The organism is Streptomyces sp. NPDC006385 (assembly GCF_040612485.1).
Classification (GTDB): Bacteria; Actinomycetota; Actinomycetes; order Streptomycetales; family Streptomycetaceae; genus Streptomyces.
In genome coordinates this window covers 55988-77128 of sequence record NZ_JBEXQG010000035.1, presented here as the reverse complement: position 1 = coordinate 77128, position 21141 = coordinate 55988, and the positions used below count along the sequence as shown (strand labels likewise).

Annotated in this window: 11 protein-coding genes and 1 pseudogene; 4 read left to right on the top strand and 8 right to left on the bottom strand. The window is 71.7% G+C overall.

Annotation, left to right across the window (positions count from 1 at the left end):
* Positions 1-91: 91 nt before the first annotated feature.
* From ABZ078_RS25170 to glpK, 3 genes are all read left to right on the top strand, one after another.
* On the top strand, positions 92-1744 hold the full coding sequence (locus ABZ078_RS25170; protein WP_356578641.1) for a GGDEF domain-containing protein: 1653 nt from the start codon (positions 92-94) through the stop codon (positions 1742-1744).
* Between the two features lie 485 nt (positions 1745-2229).
* The gene (locus tag ABZ078_RS25165) at positions 2230-3027 is read left to right on the top strand and encodes an MIP/aquaporin family protein (protein WP_356578639.1); all 798 of its coding nucleotides are present in this window, start codon (positions 2230-2232) and stop codon (positions 3025-3027) included.
* Positions 3028-3046: 19 nt separating this feature from the next.
* Positions 3047-4567: a glycerol kinase GlpK gene (glpK, locus tag ABZ078_RS25160; RefSeq protein ID WP_356578637.1), complete on the top strand. Its 1521-nt coding sequence runs from the start codon at positions 3047-3049 to the stop codon at positions 4565-4567.
* Between the two features lie 114 nt (positions 4568-4681).
* On the opposite strand, the gene ABZ078_RS25155 is transcribed toward glpK, so the two are convergent.
* Genes ABZ078_RS25155 through ABZ078_RS25135 form a run of 5 tightly spaced genes read right to left on the bottom strand, consistent with a single transcriptional unit; the run spans position 4682 to position 12646 of the window.
* Positions 4682-5287 (bottom strand): ATP/GTP-binding protein, encoded by a 606-nt coding sequence (locus ABZ078_RS25155; protein WP_356578635.1) that lies wholly within the window; start codon positions 5285-5287, stop codon positions 4682-4684.
* Positions 5268-8921, bottom strand: a complete 3654-nt coding sequence (locus tag ABZ078_RS25150) for a hydantoinase B/oxoprolinase family protein (protein WP_356578633.1) — start codon at positions 8919-8921, stop codon at positions 5268-5270. Before ABZ078_RS25150 ends, ABZ078_RS25155 begins: the two co-directional genes overlap by 20 nt.
* Positions 8922-8945: 24 nt before the next feature.
* The gene (locus tag ABZ078_RS25145; RefSeq protein WP_356578631.1) at positions 8946-9341 is read right to left on the bottom strand and encodes a DUF742 domain-containing protein; all 396 of its coding nucleotides are present in this window, start codon (positions 9339-9341) and stop codon (positions 8946-8948) included.
* Between the two features lie 9 nt (positions 9342-9350).
* Positions 9351-9788 (bottom strand): roadblock/LC7 domain-containing protein, encoded by a 438-nt coding sequence (locus tag ABZ078_RS25140; protein ID WP_356578629.1) that lies wholly within the window; start codon positions 9786-9788, stop codon positions 9351-9353.
* Entirely contained in the window at positions 9785-12646 is a 2862-nt protein-coding gene (locus ABZ078_RS25135; protein ID WP_356578627.1) for a nitrate- and nitrite sensing domain-containing protein, read from the bottom strand. Before ABZ078_RS25135 ends, ABZ078_RS25140 begins: the two co-directional genes overlap by 4 nt.
* Positions 12647-13067: 421 nt before the next feature.
* Between ABZ078_RS25135 and ABZ078_RS25130 the strand changes: the two genes are divergently transcribed.
* Positions 13068-13610, top strand: a complete 543-nt coding sequence (locus ABZ078_RS25130; protein WP_356578658.1) for a hypothetical protein — start codon at positions 13068-13070, stop codon at positions 13608-13610.
* Between the two features lie 240 nt (positions 13611-13850).
* Here ABZ078_RS25130 and ABZ078_RS25125 read toward each other — a convergent pair whose 3' ends face one another.
* The 3 genes and pseudogenes from ABZ078_RS25125 to ABZ078_RS25115 all read right to left on the bottom strand — a co-directional run bounded on the left by ABZ078_RS25125 (position 13851) and on the right by ABZ078_RS25115 (position 21047).
* The gene (locus ABZ078_RS25125) at positions 13851-18533 is read right to left on the bottom strand and encodes a hypothetical protein (protein ID WP_356578625.1); all 4683 of its coding nucleotides are present in this window, start codon (positions 18531-18533) and stop codon (positions 13851-13853) included.
* Between the two features lie 71 nt (positions 18534-18604).
* Complete coding sequence (locus ABZ078_RS25120) at positions 18605-19489, bottom strand: hypothetical protein (RefSeq protein ID WP_356578623.1); 885 nt, start codon at positions 19487-19489, stop codon at positions 18605-18607.
* 31 nt (positions 19490-19520) lie between these two features.
* Positions 19521-21047 (bottom strand): annotated as a pseudogene (locus ABZ078_RS25115) (hypothetical protein).
* Between the last annotated feature and the right edge of the window lie 94 nt (positions 21048-21141).

The window sequence follows — 21141 nt, the reverse complement described above, 5'->3', positions numbered from 1 at the left end:
GTCCTTCTACGCTGTGTGACCGATCCGGAATCCTGCGTGAACGTCTCATGAACTGGGCTCGGGCCGGATGCGGCGGCGCCATCATGCTCCCGTGAGCTCCTGGACGGACACTCTCCGCTTCGCTTTCCAACCGGTGGTCAACCTGACGACCGGCGGGGTCGCGGGGCTGGAGATACTCGCCCGCCCGGAGACCGGCGACGTCCTGGCGGAGGCCCGCCGTGATCCCGAGCTCGACGGCCGGCTCGCCGTGTCGGCGTTCCGTGCGGCGGCTCGGCAGGAGACGTTGCTGCCTCTGCACGTCAACGTCTTCGCCGGCACCCTCGCCGACCTCGGCGGACTCACGCCGTTGCATGACGCGGTGCGTGCGGCGGGGCGGCTGCCGTGGGAGGTGACGGTCGATATCGGGCCGCCGTACACGCACGTGCCTCAGCAGGCCCTGCTGGAGGTGATCGGCTCGCTGCGGGGCCAGGGTTTCCGGATCAGCGCGGACGGCGTAGGGGACGGGGACCTGCCGCTGCGGCTGCTCACGGACATGGCACCGGACCTGGTCAAACTCGATGCCTCCATGCTTGCCCGGCCGGCGGCGGTACGCGCGATGCGGACGCTGTGCGAGCAGTTGGAGGCGCTCCTGTGCGTCGAGGGCGTGGAGACGGAGCTGCAGTGCGCGTCCGCGCGGTCGGCCGGTGCGCAGCTGGCTCAAGGGGAGCTGTTCGCTCCGCCGGCCCGGCTGCCGGCGGCGGAGGTGTACGTTCCGCCGCGCTCCCCCGGACCGGCGGTCACGCCGCGCTCGGGACCGTCGGTGCGGGAGTTCGTGCGGCCGGCCGCACTGCTGCCCGCCACCGCCTCCGCCGGCCAGGTGCGGGCGCTGCTGACCGGGTCGCCGGACGTGTCCGGGGTGCTGCTGGTGGACTCCCACGGCGTCCCGGTGCGGTCGGTCCATCGCTCCCGTTTCCTGCTGTCGATGTCGGGCCGTTACGGCCATGCCCTGTACGCCGACCGGCCCGCGGCCAAGCTCGGCGATCCACCGCGCACGGTGGGTGTCGACGCCACCGCGTGGGAGGTGCTGGACGTGGTCGCGGTCGGCGGCCGGGACCGCACCTCGGACGATGTGGCCGTCGTCGACCGGCACGGCCGGTGCGTGGGCGTCGTACGGCTCGCGGACCTCGTACGGGCTCTGGCCGAGACCCGGGTCGAGGAGGCGGCCGGACTCAATCCGCTGACCCGGCTGCCCGGTTCGGACGCGATCACCGGTGAGGTGGACCGGCGGATCGCGGACGGGCGGACGTTCGCGCTGAGTTGGCTGGACGTCGACCACTTCAAGCAGGTCAACGACGGGGCGGGGTTCGCGGCCGGCGACGAGCTCATCAGATCGGTCGGACGGGCGCTGCAGCACGCGGCATCGGACACCACGCGCGTGGGGCACATCGGAGGCGACGACTTCCTGGTGCTCGCCGATCCGGAGGGGCTGAGTCCGCTGGCCACGTCCGTGCTGGACGTGCCCTGGTCGGCGGGTGGGCGTCCCGTCACGCTGTCCCTGGCCACGGTTCTGTGCGAGCCCGGGAGCGTGTCGGACCACCGTCAGGCGGCCTCGTGCCTGGCGCCCCTGAAGAAGGCCGCGAAGGCGCTGAACGGCGCGAGCTGGGTGCTGGGCCGCGCAGGGCTGCCGGGTCACGAGATCCTGCGCGGGGCGGCGGGGGCGACGGCCCGGGCGGAGTGCGCGGTGGCGGAGCCGCGTAGGGGGTGAGACGCTTTTTTCCACAAGGCCGGCGGAGGCCGAGAGGTGTCCTAAGGCCCCAGCACAGCCACCCATGGCCTCGGTCCCTGCCGGGTTCAGCAGGAGCAGGTCTTCCTGTCGGCCTCAGCGGGGCCTCGGTGTCCGTAACATCTCCGAGCGGGCGTGCCGGAAGCCCGGTCGGCGAACAATTTGACCCATCGGCACGCCCTCAACCGTTGGCGTCGGCGACCTTGACGCCCCCTGGGCGCCGGTGAACACTTCCCGGTGTCAGTCGACATCGCCGTACATTCTCGGCGTATCCACGCACTGCGCCGCGCGGTTCCGCCTGCACCAAGGCCCTTCCCCCACGGGCGAGTCGGCTACGACGGCACGCTCGTCACGGACGCCGGGCGGGGCGCGGGACTCTCCCTGCCTTCGGCTGAAGTCGCCATGGGAAACGCACCCTGCACGGAGGACCGGGGTCGATCGCCCCGGGCCAGGGCCTAGGAGCCGCCATGAACAACGGAGACATATTCGTCGGCGAGATGATCGGCACGGCGATCCTGATCCTGTTCGGCGCCGGCGTCTGCGCCGCCGTCACCCTGAGATTCTCCAAAGCGCGAGCCGCCGGCTGGGTGGTGATCGCGTTCGGCTGGGGGTTCGGCGTCCTGGCGGGCGCGTACACGGCCGCTCCGCTCTCGGGTGGTCACATCAATCCGGCCGTCACCTTCGCCATCGCCATCGACACCGGCGTGTGGAGCAAGGTCTGGGTGTATCTGCTGGGGCAGATGGCCGGAGCCATGCTCGGCGCCGTGCTCTGCTACCTCACGTACTTCGCCCAATTCCAGGCCAACGTGCGGCAGACGGGCACCACGGAGGGAACGGCGGACGAACCGGTTCCGACGCTCGGCATCTTCTCCACGATCCCGGAGATCCGGAACCCGGTCGCCAACCTGATCACCGAGATCCTCGCCACCATCGCCCTGGTGCTGCCCATCCTGGCCTTGGTCGGCAACAACAAGCACGTCGAGGGGATCGGCATCGGGCAGATCGCGGGGCAGGCAGACGGAATCTACGGCTCCGGCATCGCGATCCTCCTGGTCGCCCTCCTGGTCGTCGGTATCGGCCTCTCCCTGGGCGGCCCCACCGGGTACGCCATCAACCCGGCGCGCGACCTCGGCCCGCGCATCGTGCACACGTTCCTGCCGATTCCGAACAAGGGCACGTCCGATTGGGGTTACTCGTGGATCCCGGTCGTCGGACCACTGATCGGCGGTGTGCTCGGTGGCCTCATCTACAACGCAGCCTTCTGAATCAGCCCAAGGGGTAGCCATGACGGACAACGCCGAGAAGTACGTCGCCGCAATCGACCAGGGCACCACCTCGAGCCGCTGCATCATCTTCGACCGGAACGGCGCCATCGTGGCCGTCGACCAGCGCGAGCACCGCCAGATCTTCCCCAAACCCGGCTGGGTCGAGCACGACGCCACCGAGATCTGGTCGAAGGTGCAGGCGGTGGTCGCGGGCGCGGTCGCCAAGGCGGGGCTGCGCGCCGACCAGCTCAGCGCGCTCGGCATCACCAATCAGCGTGAGACGACCGTGCTGTGGGACCGCGCCACGGGCAAGCCGGTGCACAACGCGATCGTGTGGCAGGACACGCGTACCGCGGCGTTGTGCAACCAGCTCGGGGGGTCGGACGGGCAGGATCGTTTCCGTGAGCAGACCGGACTCCCGCTGGCCAGCTACTTCTCCGGGCCCAAGGCGGCCTGGCTGCTGGACAACGTGCCCGGGCTCAGGGACCGCGCCGAGCGTGGGGAGATCGCCTTCGGCACCATCGACTCCTGGCTGATCTGGAACCTCACCGGCGGCACGGACGGCGGCCGCCATGTCACCGACGTGACGAACGCCGGCCGCACCATGCTGATGAATCTGCAGACCCTTCAGTGGGACTCCTCGATCCTGTCCGCCATGAACGTACCCGAGGCCGTCCTGCCGGAGATCAAGTCCTCCGCGGAGGTGTACGGGACCGCCGTCGGACAGCTGTCCGGTGTGCCGGTGGCGTCGGCTCTGGGCGACCAGCAGGCGGCGGTGTTCGGGCAGGCCTGCTACGACGTGGGCAATGCGAAGAACACCTACGGCACGGGGAGCTTCCTGCTGCTCAATACGGGCAACCGGCCGGTGCCGTCGAAGAGCGGGCTGCTGACGACGATGGGCTACAAGATCGGCAGTGAGGCGCCGGTCTACTGCCTGGAGGGTGCGATAGCCATAACGGGCGCGCTCGTCCAGTGGTTCCGCGACCAGCTCGGCATCATCCGCACCGCCGACGAGATCGAGCCCCTGGCGGCGAGCGTCGAGGACAACGGCGGCGCGTACATCGTGCCCGCCTTCTCCGGCCTGTTCGCCCCGTACTGGCGATCCGACGCGCGCGGGGTCGTCACCGGACTGACGCGGTACGTCACCAAGGCGCACCTCGCGCGGGCCGTGCTGGAGGCGACGAGCTGGCAGACGCGCGAGGTCGTGGACGCCATGTACCAGGACTCGGGGGTGCAGATCACGACCCTGAAGGTCGACGGCGGAATGACCAAGAACAACCTGCTCATGCAGCACCAGGCGGACGTGCTCGACGTACCGGTGATCCGGCCCAAGATCTCCGAGACGACGTGTCTGGGCGCCGCGTACGCCGCGGGCCTGGCCACCGGCGTGTGGAACGACCTGGACGAGCTCAAGGCGCACTGGGCGAAGGACGCCGAGTGGACGCCGGCCATGCCGGCCGAGGCGCGTGACCGCGAGTACCACAACTGGCGCAAGGCGGTGGAGAGGAGCTTCGGGTGGGAGGAGGACGGCGAGAGCTGAGGGAGGCGTCGGGAGTCAGAGCGGTGCACGCGCGCGTGCGTCTGTCATGAGCCGCGGCCCGTACCCCGGTCGGCGGGGGTACGGGCCGTGTGCGTGCTCGGGCGACGGCCGGCGTCAGGTGGTCACGGTCTGACGGCGGTCCGCCTGGAAGGCCATCGCGTGCTGGACGACGCCGATGAGGATCTCCTTGACGGACTCCCGGTCGCGGGCGTCGCACAGCAGCAGCGGCACGTCGTCGTCGAGGTCGAGGGCCTGCCGGATGTCCTGCGCGGGGTAACGGGCGGCTCCTTCGAAGCAGTTGACACCGACCAGGAAGGGTATGGAGCGCCGTTCGAAGTAGTCGACGGCCGCGAAGCAGTCCTCCAGGCGGCGGGTGTCGGCGAGGACGACGGCGCCGAGCGCGCCCTCCGAGAGCTCGTCCCACATGAACCAGAACCGCTCCTGGCCCGGCGTGCCGAACAGGTACAGCACCAGGTCCTCGCGCAGGGTGATGCGGCCGAAGTCCATGGCCACGGTGGTGGTGCGCTTGGCTTCGACACCGCTTGTGTCGTCGACCGGGCGTCCGGCCTCGGTGAGCAGTTCCTCGGTGCGCAGCGGCCTGATCTCGCTGACCGCGCCGACGAGTGTGGTCTTGCCCACGCCGAAGCCGCCGGCCACCAGGATCTTGAGCGTGACGGGCTCGACCGGAGGCTTCCCGCGCTCAGAACGCCCGAAGATCATCGATCTCTTCTCCTGCTTGATGGGGGTCGCGCGGCGGTGGGCCGTAGCCTCCGCCGCCGGGGGTTTCGATGACGAGTACGTCGCCGGGGCCGACGTCCGCCGAGTCGCTTCCGGTGAGCGCGGTGACCGTGCCGTCCGCGCGTTCGACACGGTTGGCTCCCAGTGCCCCGGGGTCGCCGTCGGCCATGCCGTAGGGCGGGACCCTGCGGTGCTGGGACAGCGTGGAGACCGTCATGGGCTCGTGGAAGCGGATGCGGCGCACGGCGCCGTCCCCGCCCCGCCACCGCCCGGCCCCGCCGCTGCCGTGCCGCACGGCGAACTCGTCGAGCCGTACGGGCAGTCGCCACTCCAGCACCTCGGGGTCGGTGAGCCGCGAGTTGGTCATGTGGGTCTGGACGACGGGCGCGCCCGGGAACCCGTCACCCGCGCCGGATCCCGAGGCCACGGTCTCGTAGTACTGGTGGCGTTCGTTTCCGAAGGTGACGTTGTTCATGGTGCCGGAGCCCTCGGCCTGGACCCCGAGTGCGGCATAGAGAGCGCCCGTGATCGCCTGGGACGTCTCCACGTTGCCCGCGACGACCGCTGCCGGTGGTTCGGGCGCCAGCATGGAGCCGGGCGGCACGATGATCTTCAGGGGCCGCAGACAGCCGTCGTTGAGCGGGATGTCGTCGGCGACGAGGGTCCGGAAGACGTACAAAACCGCGGCGTTGACGACCGAGAAGGGGGCGTTGAAGTTCGTGGCCAGCTGCGGGGACGTGCCGGTGAAGTCGACGGTGGCGCAGCGGTTCTCACGGTCGACGCGCACGCGTACGCGGATGACTGCGCCGGAGTCGGTCTCGTAGGCGTACTCGCCGTCGTCCAGGGCGTCGATGACCCGGCGCACCGCTTCCTCGGCGTTGTCCTGGACGTGCTTCATGTACGCCTGCACGACGTCGAGGCCGAAGTTCTCGATCATGCGGGCGACTTCGTCGACGCCCTTCTGGTTGGCCGCGATCTGGGCGCGCAGGTCGGCGAGGTTGGTCTTCGGGTTGCGGGAGGGGTAGGGCGCCTCGGTGAGCAGGCGGAGGGTGTCCTCCTCGCGGAAGCGGCCTTTCTCGGCGAGCAGCCAGTTGTCGAAGAGGATTCCTTCCTCCTCGATGGTGCGGCTGTTCGCGGGCATGGAGCCCGGGGCGATGCCGCCGATCTCGGCGTGGTGGCCGCGTGAGGCGACGTAGAAGAGGATTTCCCGCTCACCCTCCGTGTTCGCCGTGGCTCCCGTGTCGAAGACCGGAGTGATCACGGTGACGTCCGGCAGGTGGGTGCCGCCTTGGTACGGGTCGTTGACGGCGTAGGTGTCGCCGGGCCGCATCCGGGAGCCGCGGCGCCGGATGACCTCCTTGACGCTCGTGCCCATCGAGCCCAGGTGGACGGGGATGTGCGGGGCGTTGGCCACCAGGTTTCCGTCCGGGTCGAAGAGGGCGCAGGAGAAGTCCAGGCGTTCCTTGATGTTGACGGACTGAGCCGTGGACTCCAGCCGGGCGCCCATCTGCTCCGCGATGGACATGAACAGGTTGTTGAAGACCTCGAGGAGAACCGGATCGACTTTTGTGTCCAGATCGGAACTCTGCGTAATCGCCGCGCGTTCCATGACCAGATGCCCGTCGTGGGAGGTCGCGGCTTGCCAGCCGTCGTCGACGACGGTCGTCGCGCTGGCCTCGGTGATGATCGCCGGGCCGGTGACGGTTTCGCCGGGAGGCAGGTCCTCGCGGCGGTGGAGGGGTACGTCGCGCCAGGTGCCGCCCGTGTGGAGACGGACGGTTTCGGGAGCGGTGGCCGGGCTGCCTTGCGGGGTGGCCTCGTACGGGGAGAGCACGGAGAGATCGGGGGGTTCGGTGATGCCGGTGGCTTCGACGGAGAGGGCTTCGACGACGATCGGGCGGTCGAGGGTGAAGGAGTACGTGGCGCGATGACGTTCTTCGAAGGCACGCCTCATCGTGTCGGGGTCGGTGAGCTCGACGGTGAGGGTCGTGTCGGTGCCGTCGTAGCGGAGCTGGGCGCGGCGGGTGACCTCGATGCGGTCCTCAGGGACGTCCTCGTCGAGGAGTTCGGCGCGGGCAGCGGTTTCGAGTCCGTCGGCCGTCTCGAGGACGCCGGGCATCGCGGCCGCTTCCAAGGGTGCTTCGACCGACTGTTCACGCATGGCCGTGGTGTCGGCCAGGCCGATGCCGAGCGCGGAGAGGACGCCGGCCATGGGGGGCACGAGGACGGTGCGGATGCCGAGCGAGTCGGCGACCATGCACGCGTGCTGGCCTCCGGCGCCACCGAAGGTGGTGAGGGCGTAGCGGGTGACGTCGTGGCCCTTCTGGACGGAGATCCGCTTCACGGCGTTGGCGATGTCGGCGACCGCGATCTGCAGGTAGCCTTCGGCGACCTGCTCGGGTGTGCGGTCGTCGCCGGTCCGCTCGCGGATGTCGCGCGCGAGGGCGGCGAAGCGGTCGCGGACGAGGGCGTCGTCGAGGGGCTGGTCGCCGTCGGGGCCGAAGACCTTGGGAAAGCGGGCGGGTTGGATGCGGCCGAGCATGACGTTGGCGTCGGTGACGGCGAGCGGGCCGCCGCCCCGGTAGCAGGCGGGACCGGGGTCCGCGCCCGCCGAGTCCGGCCCTACGCGGTAGCGGGACCCGTCGAAGTGGAGGACCGAGCCGCCGCCGGCCGCGACGGTGTGGATGTCCAGCATGGGGGCGCGCAGCCGGACACCGGCGATCTGTGTGGTGAAGACGCGCTCGTACTCGCCGGCGAAATGGGAGACGTCGGTGGAGGTGCCGCCCATGTCGAACCCGATGACGCGGTCGAAGCCGACGAGCTGCGACATGCGGGCCATGCCGACGATGCCGCCGGCAGGGCCGGAGAGGATGGCGTCCTTGCCGCGGAACTGCCCGGCTTCCGCGAGACCGCCGTTGGACTGCATGAACATCAGCCGTACGCCTTCGAGTTCGTCGGCGACATGACGGACGTATCGGCGCAGCACGGGCGAGAGGTAGGCGTCGACGACGGCGGTGTCCCCCCGCGGGACGAGTTTCATCAGGGGGCTGACCTCGCTGGAAAGCGAGATCTGCGGGAAGCCGACGCGGGCGGCGAGCCTGCCGACGGCCCGTTCGTGAGCGGGATGGCGGTGGCTGTGCATGCAGACCACGGCGATGGCGCGGATCCCGTCGTCGTACGCCTCCTGGAGAGGACCGGCGAGGGCGTCCAGGTCGGGCGTGTGCAGGACGGTGCCGTCGGCGGCGATGCGTTCGTCGACCTCGACGACCCGTTCGTACAGCAGCTCGGGGAGTTCGATGCGGCGGGCGAAGATGCGGGGGCGGTTCTGGTAGGCGATGCGCAGGGCGTCGCGGAAGCCGCGGGTGATGACCAGCAGGGTCCGCTCGCCCTTGCGTTCGAGGAGGGCGTTCGTGGCGACCGTCGTGCCCATGCGGACGGCCTCGATGGGGTCCTGCGAGTCCTTCAGGATCTCGCGTACGCCCGTGACCGCCGCGTCCGAGTAGCGCGCCGGGTTCTCGGAGAGGAGTTTGTGGGTCAGCAGACGGCCGTCGGGGCGTCGCGCGACGATGTCCGTGAAGGTGCCGCCTCGGTCGACCCAGAACTGCCAGCCTGTCACGTCACTACCCCGCTTCCACGCCGCTCACAGCGCCCGCAGGCCGTTGATCACGTCGCGCAGAATACTCTCGTCCACCAGCTCGGCAGGCGGTACGGGCCGGTTCACATGGACGAATTCCGCGTCCACGAGATCCCCGATGAGGACCCGTACGACTCCGATGGGCAGGTTGAGCTCGGCGGAGAGTTCGGCCACGGACTGGGGGGCGTCACGGCACAGTTCGACGATGTCCACGTGCTCCGGGGACAGCGACGAGTCCGCTTCCGGATCGTCCGCCTGCGGTTCGGCGACGACCACCGCGATCAGGTCGAGGCGGTGCTGGGCCGCACTGGTGGTGCGGCCACGCGTCATGGCGTACGGGCGGACGACCGGTCCGGCCTCGTCGTCGAACCAGTGGCTTCTTCCCTGACCCTCAGCTCTCATGCCATCCCACTACCCGCCCGAGGGCAGATCGGTGCGCGGAGCCGCGCCCAGATGCACGCCGACCCGCTTGACGAGGAGCGTCATCTCGTACGCGACCAGACCGACGTCCGAGTCGGCGTCCGAGAGCACCGCGAGGCAGCTGCCGTCACCGGCGGCTGTCACGAACAGGAAGGCGTCATCGAGCTCGACGACGGTCTGCCGGACGTCGCCCGCCTCGAAGTGGCGGCCCACGCCCTTGGCGAGGCTGTGGAACCCGGACGCGACGGCGGCCAGGTGCTCGCTGTCCTCACGGGTCAGGTCCTTGGAGACCCCCGTCGGCAGGCCGTCGCCGGAGAGCACGAGGGCCTTGCGGATGCTGGCGACGCGCTCCACCAGGTCGTCGAGGAGCCAGTTGAGCTCGCCGGACTGGTTGGCCGCGGTGTGGCCGGTCGTCTTCGGTGCGGTCATCGACCGTCCCCCTTAGTCGTTCCTTGTGGTGCTGTGCCGCGGTGGGCGTCGTCGCCCGCGGCGTTCTCCTGGCGGCCACGCTGCCAGCCGCGCTGGAGCGAGGCCATTCGACTGCGTACCTCGTCCGCGTCCCGCTCGACGGGTTCCGCCCTCTCCTCGGTGCGCCGTGCGGGTCCCTGCTTGAGCTGCGGAGCCAGGCTGGCCTGTCGTACACGCCGGGGAAGGGGCCCCGTGCCGGAGCCGGCTCCCCGCTGCGCGGTGTCCGTGCTCGGGGCGGAGTCGTCGGGGTCGGCGGATGCGATCGCGGGGCGCCTGGTGCGTCGCGGGAGGGCTGCGGGGTCCTCGGGCTCACCTCGGCCGTGCCCGCCGGAGGGCGAGGTGTCGGCTCGGTCACCTGTGCGGTCCGGCGTGCCGGGCAGCTGGCCGCGCGGGCCGGTGCGGCGGCGGCGGGTCGGCAGGGGGGCGAGCTCGTTCGGCTCGGGCCGGCTCGGGCCGGTCGAAGACTCCGGGCCCGCCTCCAGCCGGTCCTCTCGCCGGGAGCGCTGGTCGGTGACCGGGCGTCCGTGGGAGCTGACCAGCTTGGGTGTCCTGCGGCGGGTCGGCAGCGGGACCGGGGCGGTCACGGCGTCGTCCGGGCCGGCCTGGTCGGGTCCGCCATGGAAACCGGCGACCGGGTGGGCGCCGAGGGGGCCCGTCGCCTCGTCCTCGGTGTGGGCGAGGGTGCGACGCGAGCGGAAGAGACCGCCGCCTTCGCCGTGCTCCTCGTCGAGCGCGTCCGGGAAGTCACTGAGGGCGTCCAGATCGACAGGGGCCTCCAGCTCGACCGGGCCGTCCAGGAGCGAGGCGGGAAGGCCGGGCGCGCGGGCCGGCACCTGGGCGAGGGCGGCGCGGCGTGCCTCCTCCAGCTCGGCCTCCTTGGAGGGCGTGGGCCGGTCGAGACGGAACCCGATGCCGTTGGTGTCCGGGACGTCGTCGGTGAGCAGCGCGTCGGGGATGAAGACGACGGCCGTGGTGCCGCCGTACGGCGACGGCTGCAGGGAGACCCGGACGTTCTGCCGCTGGGCGAGCCGGCTGACCACGAACAGGCCGAGCCGGTCGGTGTCGGACAGCTCGAACTCGGGGGTCTCGGCGAGTCGGAGATTGGCGTCCAGCAGGGCGTCGGCGGCCATGCCCAGCCCGCGGTCGTGGATCTCCAGGGTGAAACCGTTGGCGACGCGCTCGCCGAGGACCTGGACGGCGGTGTGCGGCGGGGAGAACACCGTGGCGTTCTCCAGGAGTTCGGCCACCAGGTGGGTGATGTCCGCGACGGCCGGACCGGTGACGGCGACGCGGGGCAGGCGGCGTACCTCGATGCGCTCGTAGTCCTCGACCTCGGCGACCGCGGCGCGCACCACGTCCATGAGCTGGACGGGTTTGCGCCACTGCCGGGACGGGGCGGCGCCGGAGAGGATCACCAGGCCCTCCGCGTGGCGGCGCATGCGGGTGGTCAGGTGGTCGAGACGGAACAGGTCGGCGAGTTCGTCGGTGTCCTCGGTCCGGCGCTCCATGGTGTCGAGGAGCGTGAGCTGCTTGTGGAGGAGGACCTGGCTGCGGCGAGCGAGGTTGACGAACACCTCGGAGACACCGGCGCGCAGTTCGGCCTGCTTGACGGCGGCCTCGACGGCCGCGCGCTGCAGGGTGTTGAGGGCTTGGCCGACCTCGCCGATCTCGTTCTTGTCGTACTCCAGGCGCGGCACCTCGGTCTCCACGTCGACCTGTTCGCCGGCGGAGAGGCGGCGCATCACGCTGGGCAGCCGTACGCCGGACGCCTCGTGGGCCTCCAGACGCAGCTGTCGCAGATCGCGGATGAGGCCGCGGCCGATGCGTACGGAAAGGAAGAGGGAGAACAGCAGGGCCAGGAGACCGAGGACGCCGGCGATGGCGGCCTTCAGGATGACGCCCATCGCGACGGGGCTGACGCGCTCTTGGTAACGGGCGCCCGCTTCGTCGTTGAGTTTGCTGAGCTCGTCGAGGACGCTTCCGGCGGCCGTGTCCCAGCTCTTGGCGTCGACCGTGCTGGGCCTGCCCGGCTGGGAGGAGATGATGGCGTCTTCGGCGGCGTGCAGCGGAGCCGTGGAGGCGTTCTTCCAGAAGCGCTCGTAGCGTTCACGCTCCAGCGAGGGCAGGTCCGTCAAGCTGATCTCGTACATGAGCGTGCGCTGGGCGACGAGATCGGAGACGTCGCGTATCTCCTCGCGGGAGAGCTTTCCGACCACGAGGGCGGAGCTGAGCAACGCGTCCTCGCGGGAGAGCAGTTCTCGGGCGTGGGTGACGTTGAGAAGGGCGCGGGCCTGCTTGTCCATCGCCACGCTGTCGATGCCGTCGAGGGAGCCCAGGAGGGCGTAGCAGGGGTCCACGAGAAGGTTGTACTGGTGGAGGGCCTCAGCGCGGGTGACCGTTCCGTCCTCGACGCTGCGGCGCAAGGGGCTGATGCCGTCGAAGGCGTCCAGGACGGCGGTGAGGCGCTCGCTGTCGCCCTGGTCCATCCCGTCGCGGACGTCGGGGTCCTTGGCGTTCTTGCGGATCTCGGCGACGGCGGCGTCGGTGGCGTTCCGGGTGGCCCGCAGTGCGGACAGCGCGTCCGAGGCCCGGCGGTCCGCGAGATAGATCAGCGCCTGGCGGCGTTCCTGCTGCAGGACGCGGACGGCGTCCTCGGTGGAGTAGCCGACCTTCTCGACGAGCGACGACACCGTGAACAGCTGAGCCACACCTCGCCCTGTGAGTACCGTGGCGAAACCCCAGATGGCGGTCAGGGACACCAGCGGCACGAGAAGCAGCGCCACCATCTTCCGGCGGATCGACTTCCCGCGAAAGTGCATGGCCTCCCCCAGCTCAAACCCCCAGCGGTCAGGGGGCACACCTGTGCGTCAACAATTGGGCGCGAGCCTACTACCGACGCACAAGTAACTCGAAGGGCCATCCGGAATCTGAACTTCCGCACCGGTGACGAGACAGGCGGAGTTGTCCGGGCATTGCGGGAGATTGCCTCCCGGGATCCGGCGACGCCTCGTGGAACGGATTCGGCCGGTCTTCCCGGCCAGTTGGCTGGAAATTTATCTTCCTTGGGAATCTTCAGGGCGCGTCGATCGTCCTTCTCTACAGGAAATCGGGGCGGATTGGGCCACAGGAGCCGCATCCCGTCCCTGGGCGGCGTAAAACAGCGCAAGCCGGGCAACCGCTGGGGAGCTGAGTCTTCGGATGCGGGCGAGCGGTCTGCAGGCGGTGGGGAGTGACACGGTGATGGGCACGGTGGAGCGGCGCGTGGCGCCCGCAGAGGGCGATGTGGCGCACCTGATGACGCGCCCGCGCCCCGAGGCACTGGATCGCGACATTCCGGCACACGGGGACGGGACCCGGTCCGCAGGGCATGCCACGGCTCAAGAGCAGCCGCGCTACCGGCCGTTGTGGATCGAGGAGCCCGCAGGGCGACGCCGGATGCCCGATCCGGTGCGCACCGCCGCGGTGCGGGCGGTGCTGATCATCGCAGTGACGCTGATACAGGCGATGGTGGCGTTCCTGTGCACGCTGGCCGGATCATGGCTCGGGTTCCCGATGGTCCTCAGCAGCGTGGCGAGCACCGTGGTGGCGACATGGGCAGCGCTCGACGTCTGGGTGACACGCCAGGTGTGGAACCAGCGCAACGGCGTGGTGTCGGCACCGAGCAGCACCGCCCGGTCCCTGCGGCGCGAGCGGCGCAGGGCACGACGGCAGGCGCGGGCCGCGGAGCGGGCTCAGGAGCGCATACGGCGACAGGGCGGGACGGGGCAGTTGTCGCACCCCTGAGGGAGTCGGGTTCTTCGCAGGTCTTGGCGTACTCCCAGCCGCCGCAGCTGCACGGCGTGCCGCTGGAGGCGTCCTGGAGGCAGGCGCGGATCCGCAGGGTGGTGCCCTCCCGCGGCTGGAAAGGGAGTTCATCACCGAATTTCTCTGTACCCGGTGGTGCGTCAGGAACGAGAGGGGTCGCCGGAGTCCGTCGCAGGTCCTCTGGACTCAGCTGACGGTGCGCTGCGTCGTGCCGCGCTCCTAGGAGGAGCTCGCGGGTGCCGGACGCTTGAACATCCGGGTCGCCGTGATCTCGCTGTGCACCGCCTCCCCGGCCGGCGCCTGCTGAGGCAGTCCCGGACGGAGGTGTTCCTCGACGCTGATGTACTTCAGCCCGGCGCGGAGGTCCGCGTCGTTGCGCAGCCGGATGACCAGCGGGAACTCCGCCAGCGCGGTCGTGTCGAACAGGCCGGTGGTGTAGAGGAGCTGAACACCCAGCGCGTCCGACACGGCACGCTGGAGTTCCAGCAGATAGGTCGCGTTGGCACGCCCGATCGGATTGTCCAGGAACAGCGTGCCGGCGTGCCGGTGCTTGTCCCGGCCCCGGTCGTTCGACCGCAGCGCGGCCATCGTGCAGTACAGCGCGATGGCGGCCGTGAGCAACTGGCCACCGGAGAACACGTCGCCCATCTGCCCGACGGGCACTCGCTCGGCGCGCAGGACGGCATCCGGCTTGAGGATCTCGACGGCCACGCCCTTCGGTTGAAGCGCCGCGGCAACTCCCCGAAGCAGCAGGGACATACCGTCCCGCCGCATGTCGGAGTTCTTCTTCACCGCCGCCCTCGTGGCCTCGTCGATGACCTCACCCAGCCGTTCGGTCAGGGTGGCCTGGTCGGGCTCCTCGAAGCGGATGCGGAGGAACTCCTGCCCTGACCACTCGCCGAGCCCCTCGGGCAGCCGTGACAGCCGCTGGGCGGACCGAAGGGTCGCCAGCGCCGACTCGACCAGCCCTCGGAGCCGGTCCACGATCGAGTCGCGGTTGCGCTCCAGTTGGGCCAGTTCGTCGGTGAGCACGCGGAGTCGGGGCGCGAAGGCGTCCGCCCACTTCTGGGCGTGCTCGGGCAGCGCGGAGGCGGGCAGTTCACGGATCTGCTGGCGAGCGGGGGTGCGGACCTGCTCGTAGCGCGTGGAGTTGGCGTGCCGTACGAGCACGTCGCTCGCCTCGCGCACGGCGGCCTCGGCGGCGGACAGGTCGGCGGCGCAGCCGCGCAGCGACCGGCGGGCCTCGGCGGCGGACTGCCGGGCCTCCTCCAGGCTGCCGGGGTACGGCTCCGGTTCCTCCCGCTCCTCCTCCGGGGCGTGTTCGCGCAGCAGGTCGCGCAGCATCGCGGCGATCTCGTCGAAGCCACCCGCCGCGTCCTCGGCGGCGCGGTGTGCTTCGAGGAGCTCGGCGTGGGCCTCACGGGCATGCCCCAACGCCTCGGTGCGGGAGGCGAGTTCGGCGGTCGCCGTGCGCAGCAGGGCCTGCGCGTGCTCGGCGTCGCGCGGCTGGAGTTCCTCCGCCAGCTCGGTATGCGTCTCGCCGTCCTCGGGGGCGTGCCGCTCGGCCTCGCCGCGCAGCCGTCCGAGCTGCTCGCTCGCGCTGGACATACGGGTCTCCAGAAGCTGGACCAGCTCCTCCGCGCGCGCCGCGGCAGCCTGCCGGGAGGGCCCGTCGGAGCCGTCCGGCGACTGAAGGAGCTGTTCGGCCCGGGTACGGACCTTGTTGCTCAGCCGGTCCAGTTCCGCGCGTGCCGCGCTCTCGTCGCTCTCCGCGCGGGCCTGCTCGGCGCGCAGGTCGGCGCCGACGCCGACCTTCTCGTACACCTGTGAGGCGGCCCGGTACGCCTCGCGCAGGGCGGGCAGGGAGGCCCTCGGGGCGTCGGCGTCGGCGTCCGGTACGTCGTCGGGGGCGCCCGCGATCTCCGAGCGCTCGGCGCGCAGGGCGCGGGCGGTGCGGCGGGCGTCGTCGGCGGCGCGCTGCGCGGCCCGGCGGTCCTCGTCGGCGGCGCGGGCACGCTCCAGGCATGACTGGGCGCGAGCCTCGGACTCGGCCGCCTCGTCGGCGAGTTCGCGCAGCTTGACCTGCCAGCCGGCCCGCTCGCGCAGCCGGAAGGCCAGCCCGGCCAGGGCATCGGCGGCGCGTCGGGCCTTCTGCGCGGCCTCCTGTCGCTCGTCGCGGACCCGGGCGGCCTCAGCGGCGGCTTCGTCGGCCTCGGCCCGCACGGTCCGCGCCTCGGCCAGCTCGGCCTCGGACTCCTCGGCGAACACGCGCGCGTCGCGGGCGGCCTGCGCCAGCTCGACCAGCCGCCCGGCCGGGCAGCCGGTCCGCCACGAGGCGAGCCGCGCGGCCAGCTCCCGGTCCTTGCCGAGCCGTGCGGCGAGCGTGCGGATCTCCTCGTCCCGCTCGGTCGCCCGGGCGCGCAGGGCCTGCCGCTCCTCGTCGGCGGCGTGCTCGTCGTGCATGGCGGGGTTCGGCGGTACGAGGAAGACGTCACCGCTCTGCGCGTCGGGCGCCGGGGTCGGGGCGAGCAGGGCGGCTGCCGTACCCACCGCGACGGCCGAGCGGGGCAGCAGGGCCGCGTCGTTGAGCACCTCGCGGGCACGCGCGTGCGTGTCCGGGTCGGTGATGATGACGCCGTCGACCAGCTCGGGCCGGGCAGCGAGCACGCGCGCGTGGTCGGCGGGGTCGACGGCCTGGGCGAGGTAGCGCCAGCCCGGCAGCGCGGGGATGCCCTGCTCGCCGAGGAACTCCACGGTGGCCAGCACGTCGGGGCCGGGCGGCAGCAGGCCGCCGTCACCGAGCGCGCCGAGGATCCGGGAGTCGTCGGCGGCGGCCGTACGGAGGTCGAAAAGCTGCCGCTCGGCGCCGGAGACGGCGTCGTCGAGCAGCTCGCGCAGCTCGTCGGCGAAGCGGTCCAGCTCCTCAGGGGTGAGGACGCCTTCGGCGAGGGCGCTCGCGGCAGCCGCCTCCACACCGTCACGGGCGGTCATGTCGCCCTTGGCACCGTCGCTCCCCGACCGGGGAGCGGGCACGGTCCCGCGCTTCGCGCCGGACTCGCCGGCCAGGCCGAGCAGTTCAGCGAGCCGCTCCTCCGCCGCCAAGCCCTCGGCCAGGCGGCGCTCAGCCTCGTACGACCGCTCGGCCGCCGTGGCGGCGTCCGCCGCGCGGGCCGCCGTCAGCTCAGCGCGGGACTCGGCCGAGGCCGCCTCGCGCGCGTGCTCCGAGGCACGCCTGGATGCCTCGCGGGCGGTGTCCCAGGCGGCGACGGCCGTCTTCTCGGCGTCGCTCGCGGCGAGGGCCGCGCGGGCCGGGTCGGCGTCGGGCGCGCTGTCGTCGAGCCACCCCGCGCGCACGGCTTCGGCGGTCTCCTGCTCGACCTCGGACAGCCGCTGCCTGAGGTGCCCGGCCTCGCTGCGGGCGCGCTGCGCCTCGGTGGCGGCGGCGGTGGAGTCCCGGTAAGCGGACTCGCCGACCTCCTGGAGCGCGGCGGACCGCTCCTCCCCCTCGTTGGCGAGGGTCTCGGCGCTCTCCGCGGCCGCGTGCAGGGCCCGTACGAGATCGACGGCGGCCCTGGCGCGGGCGGCCAGCGCGGGGGCGGCGTCCCGCTCGGCCTCCTGGATGGCGGCGGCCACGCGCGCGACGCGGTCGGCGGCTGCGCGGTGCCGCAGTACGGCCTCGGCGGCCTGCCAGGCGGAGTGCAGGGTGCGCGCGTCGGCGAGTTCACGCTTCTGCGCGGCCGCCGACTTCTCGGCCGCGGCGAGCGCCAGCGAGGCGTGCCGGTAGGCGAGTTCGGCCGCGATGAGCGCGCTGCGCTCCCGCGCCGACTCCGCGTGGGTGACGGCGTACGCGGCGGCGGTGACCCGCTGGGCGAGGTCGGCGGCGCGCACGCGCTCCTGGGCACCGCGCGAGGAGAGCCGCCGGGCGAGGGTCCGGGTGCGCCGCTCGGCACCGGCGTGGATGTCACGCGCGCGTGAGCGTGCCTCGGTGGCCTCGACGATCCGTCCGAGCAGGTCGACCGACCCGGCGGTGAAGTCCCGTTCGGCGATCAGCTCGGCGCGTCGGCCCAGCTTGTTGCCGAAGCCGCTGACCAGGTCGGCGAGGCCGTCGGTGTCGCGTGTGTCCGTCACGGCCCGCAGCAGCAGGTCGGTGAAGTCGGAGTCCTTCTTGACGGCGAAGAGGCCGGCGGCCTCGCCCTCGTCGGCGTTCATCTCCCGCTGGTAGCGGAAGAGTTCGGGGTCGAGGCCGAGGTCGCCGAGGTGCTCGATCCACCGGTCGTGGATCTCCTCCCAGTGCACCTCCAGATGCGGATACGCCTTGCCCGCCTCGGTGATGGCGTCCCGGAAGCCCTTCATGGTGCGGCGGCGTCCCTGCGCCCCCGACTGGCCCTCCACGGGCGGCCGTACGGCGGTGGACTCGGCGACGGGCAGGTTGTCCAGGCTGAGCCCGGGACCCGGCCGGAATGAGTACCACGCCTCGGCGAACTTCCGCGGATCGTTGGAGACCTGGCGCCCGCGCCACTCGCTGACCTTGCCGACCACGACGCACTCGCCGGTCAGCGTGTGCTGCCACTCCAGCGCGACATGCCCGCAGTCGTCGGCGAGCAGGAACTTCCGCAGCACACCGGAGCTGGCGCCGCCGAGGGTGTTGCGGTGGCCGGGCAGCATCACGGAGAAGATCAGCTTGAGCAGTACGGACTTTCCGCCGCCGTTCTCCAGGAAGAGCACCCCGGCGGGCGCGGGCCGGCGCGGCGGCCCGACGGGCTCCTCCTCGAAGAACTCCGCCTGCGTGGGCGCGGGGTCGGGCACGGGCTCGCCCACACCACGCAGGTCAAGCACGGTGTCGGCGTAGCGCGCACCGGCCGGTCCGATGGAGTAGAGGCGGACCCGGGACAGCTCGTACATGGCGGACTCTCGTAAGTCTTCGGCAGATCAGGGAAGTTCGGGGTGGGCTTCAGGCGGGGTTTCGGGAAGCTTCAGGCGGAGTGGAACGGCAGCCCGGCGTCGGCCACCAGCTCCAGGTCGTCCGAGTCCTCGGGGGGCAGCAGCGTCGGCGTGCCGTCGGTCACCGGAACCACGCCCAGCTCCAGCAGCTCGGCCATGGCGGCGCTGCCCGCCATGTCGCGCACCTGGAGTTGGTAGCGGGCGGTCGTGCGGTAGGTGCCGCCGTGGTCGTCGCCCGTGCGCTGCAGGAACCCGGAGTCGGTGAGGAAGGCCACGGCCTTGCCGACGATGCCGGTCGTGGAACCCGCGAGCCGACGTGCGTCCTTGGTGGCACCGGTGGCGCTGCGTCTGACCCAGATCCGCCAGGCGGCCTCGAGCCCGGGCGCGTCCGTGGCGGGGTCGGTGTTCTCCCCCTGCTCCTCCGCGCGCTCCTCCAGCCGTCGGCAGGCCTGCCGTACGAAGGCGTCGACGCCGTTGACCGTGACCCGCCCGATGTATCCGTCGTCGGCGAGGTCCTCGGGCCGGGGGAACGCCATGGCGGCCACGGCGAGATGCGCCAGCCCGTGCAGGAACCGGTCCCCTCCGTCGGCGGACGTCCGACGCGCGTAGTCCCCCATGCGCACGGCGAACACCGAGTCCTCGGCGGCGGTCACCGCCATCCCCGCCCGCGGCGACACCTCCAGCACGATCAGCCCGAGCCCGGTGGCCACGGCGTCCGCGAGCCGCGCGAACGGCGGGTCCTCGCGGTAGCGCCGCAGCAGTTCGGCGTACTCCTGATCACGCGCGGGCTGCAGTTTCGGCTGCAACCCGAAGGCGACGAGCCGCGCCGCGTCGGCGGCGTCGGCGGGGGTGACGGCGGCGGTCGCCGACGGGGCGGGGGGCGCCTCCGCGTCACTCCACTCGACGTGCTCGCTCACGGCCTGGGCTCCTTGCTGCGCTGTGGCTCACTCATGCTGCTTCCGTCCTGTCCGCGGCCATCCCCGCCGAGTCCAGCAGCGCCGTGCCCACGATCAGGTCGGCGCCACCGAACTCGGGATCGTCCAGCTCCGTCCCGTCGTCCACGGCGAACAGCAGCTTCTCCTCGCCCTGCCGATACGCGGTGCCCACCGGCGGGCTGGCGGCATGGACTGCCAACAGGGCCACGAGGTAGGGGAGTTCACGGTCCCGCAGCCGCGCCTGGGCCAGCAGTCCCGACAGCCGCCGCGGCGCGTCCGCCGGCAGATCCAGCAGCTCCATGGCGGCGGCCAGCTGCTCCTCGCTGAACCGGCTGTCGTCCGGCGTCGCGATGAGGTCGGGCTCGGGCATCTCCGCGCCCAGGTGCTCCCGCTCCACGGGCGGCGTCAGCAATATGTCGACCAGGTCACCCACCCGCACCGACACCGGCGTCCGCAGGCCGGTCCCGCGCGCGAAGAAGGCGTCGGTGACCCGGACGGCCTGCTCCAGCGGCAAGGGCAGAATGGGCGCGACCAGATGCCCGTACAGGTCTGTCCCCGACGTCGTCATCGGCGTCGCGAAGGCCTGTCGGTCCTGCTCGGCGCGGAAGAGGGGTCCGGCCTCCAGCAACCGCGACTGCAGCTGCGTATGACGCCGGATGCAGTCCTTCACGATGTCGACCAGCTCGGCGGCCCGCCGCTTGTGCTCGGGGTCCTCCGTCTCGTCCCGCGCCTTGCGGATGTTGGTGAGGATCGCGTTCTCGTGGCGCTACCGGTCGGCGACGTGGTCGAGCGCCTCGGCGATCATGTCCGGGACGGCGTTCAGCCAGTCCACCGCCCGGACGTTGCGCCGGGTCGCCTCCAAGGCCCTGCGGAGCGTCTCCGAGTACTGCACGGTCCGGTACCGCGCCTGCTCGGCGGCCAGCTGCGCGTCGGCCAGGCGGCCGCGGTTGATCAGGACCTCCAGCTTGACCTCGGCGGCGATCTGCGCGCTGGTGACGTCGGTGTCGAGGGCGCCGACGAGGACGTTGACCGCCTCGTCGGTGGTACGGAGATACACCGTGCCGCCCGGACCGGGCACCTCCTCGATCAGCTTGAAGTCGTAGTCGCGGCGGACATAGCTGCCGTCCGGCGCGAACGTGCCGTACACCGCACGGAAGCCGCGGTCCACACTGCCGACGTTGATCAGGTTCTCCAGGACCCAGCGGGCCACCCGCTCGTGCTCGGCGACGGGACGCCGCGGGGCCTGGGCGGCGATGCGCGGGATGAGCCGGGCGACGATCTGGTCGTGGTCGGCGCCCGTGTCGAAGTCCATGTTGAGCGTGACCAGGTCGATGGCGGCGAGGGCCACCTCCGCCATGCCGTAGACCGAGTACTCGCCCGCGAGGTTGGCCTTGCGCGCGTCGAGGTCGTGCAGCGGCGCGGTGCAGGCGAGCGCGCGCAGCCGCCGCGCCAGTCCCTCGTCGGCGGCCGGGCCCGGAGCGGGGCGCGGCCCCGCGCTGAGCTGGGGCGGAACACGGTCCGTCGGTGCAGGCGAAGTCACGGTGCACAGACTAGGTCCTAGGTCTGACATCGACCCAAACGAACGCGTTCCGCCGGGAGCCGGAACCGCAGGTCGTGCCCTCGGGACCCGGAAC

Coding starts and splice junctions, on each gene's coding strand:
- ABZ078_RS25165 (WP_356578639.1), top strand. CDS start 2,230: ATGAACAACGGAGACATATTCGTCGGCGAGATGATCGGCACGGCGATC.
- glpK (WP_356578637.1), top strand. CDS start 3,047: ATGACGGACAACGCCGAGAAGTACGTCGCCGCAATCGACCAGGGCACC.
- ABZ078_RS25155 (WP_356578635.1), bottom strand. CDS start 5,287: ATGATCTTCGGGCGTTCTGAGCGCGGGAAGCCTCCGGTCGAGCCCGTC.
- ABZ078_RS25145 (WP_356578631.1), bottom strand. CDS start 9,341: ATGAGAGCTGAGGGTCAGGGAAGAAGCCACTGGTTCGACGACGAGGCC.
- ABZ078_RS25140 (WP_356578629.1), bottom strand. CDS start 9,788: ATGACCGCACCGAAGACGACCGGCCACACCGCGGCCAACCAGTCCGGC.
- ABZ078_RS25135 (WP_356578627.1), bottom strand. CDS start 12,646: ATGCACTTTCGCGGGAAGTCGATCCGCCGGAAGATGGTGGCGCTGCTT.
- ABZ078_RS25130 (WP_356578658.1), top strand. CDS start 13,068: ATGGGCACGGTGGAGCGGCGCGTGGCGCCCGCAGAGGGCGATGTGGCG.
- ABZ078_RS25125 (WP_356578625.1), bottom strand. CDS start 18,533: ATGTACGAGCTGTCCCGGGTCCGCCTCTACTCCATCGGACCGGCCGGT.